We start from the raw sequence: 1225 nt of genomic DNA on the forward strand, positions 1-1225 counted from the left end.
CTAGTGCTCAATTCCGCATTCGGTGGGTATAGCTGCTGATAGCGGGGCGTTTGTAGGTACTCGGGGGCGGGTGCTGGGTCATGGTATTGAGGGCACGGCCGGGCCGTGACGAGGGCGAGCAAGCGGTGGTCCACCGCCTGGCGGCTGCCAGGAAGGCGCCGAAGGCTCTGGTGGAGCGGTGCCGGATGGTCGAGCTGAGCTGGGAGGGCAGGCTGGTCCCGCAGATCGCCGACGAGCTGCGGTGCAGCCAGAAAACGGTGCGCCGCTGGCTGCACCGCTTCAACTGCTCGGGGCTTGAGGGCCTGGAGGATCTGGGCGGGCAGGGCCGCAAGCGAAGGATTACCGAGGTCGAACGCTCCCGGATCATCGGGATGGTCAAGCAGACCCCACCCGGCCGCCTCGAGGTCCAGCCGTCGAACGAGATGTGGGCCGCGGACGAGTCGGGGCCGGCGGAGTGGACCCTGGACGCATTGGCCGCCGCCGCTCAGGAGTTGGGCATCCAGGTGGGCCGGTCCCAGGTGCGCCGGATCCTGCTGGCCGAGGGCGTGCGCTGGCGGCGCACACGCTCGTGGACACGCTCGAGAGACGCGGACTTCGAGGGAAAAGGACCCGGATCGTCGAGCTCTACACCAGCCCGCCCGCCGGCGCGACGGTCGTCTGCGCCGACGAGCTCGGCCCGGTGATCCCCCGCACCTTCCCGCCGGCACCGGGCTGGTCACCGGACGGACACCGCATCAAGAACGAGATCGACTACTCCCGCGGACCGGAGAAGACCTGGGTCTACGGCGCCTTACGCATCCGCGACGGCCAGGAACTCACGATGACCGCCGCCTCCCGCAACAGCGTCTTCTACCAGCATTTCCTTCAACTGGTAGAAAACGCCAACCCCGCCGGGGACATCTACGTGATCACCGACAATCTGTCCTCGCACAACAGCGTGTCCACCCGGACCTGGCTGCAGGACCATCCCCGCATCAGGCACGTCTTCATCCCAGTCGGCGCCTGCTGGCTCAACCTCCAAGAGGGCTGGTGGCGCATCTTCCGCAAGACCGCCCTGGCCGGACGCTCCTTCGGCGACGCAGGCCACATCACCCACGCCACCGAAGTGGCCACAGCCCAGCTCAACGCCCGCGCCCGACCCTGGATCTGGGGCAGACCAGCACCACCCACCAGGCGCTTACGCCGCCGCTATGTGTACGTCCTTTGAGGAACGCAGCACTAGTAG

General features: G+C 67.7%; 2 protein-coding genes. Both read left to right on the top strand.

The window, feature by feature from the left end:
- The first annotated feature begins 80 nt into the window (after positions 1-80).
- The gene (locus tag EHS43_RS44835) at positions 81-683 is read left to right on the top strand and encodes a helix-turn-helix domain-containing protein (RefSeq protein ID WP_125196083.1); all 603 of its coding nucleotides are present in this window, start codon (positions 81-83) and stop codon (positions 681-683) included.
- Entirely contained in the window at positions 680-1207 is a 528-nt protein-coding gene (locus tag EHS43_RS44840) for a transposase (RefSeq protein WP_125196084.1), read from the top strand. Before EHS43_RS44835 ends, EHS43_RS44840 begins: the two co-directional genes overlap by 4 nt.
- Positions 1208-1225: the final 18 nt, after the last annotated feature.

Origin of the sequence: Streptomyces sp. RP5T (assembly GCF_003933965.1) — a bacterium.
Lineage (GTDB): Bacteria > Actinomycetota > Actinomycetes > Streptomycetales > Streptomycetaceae > Streptomyces.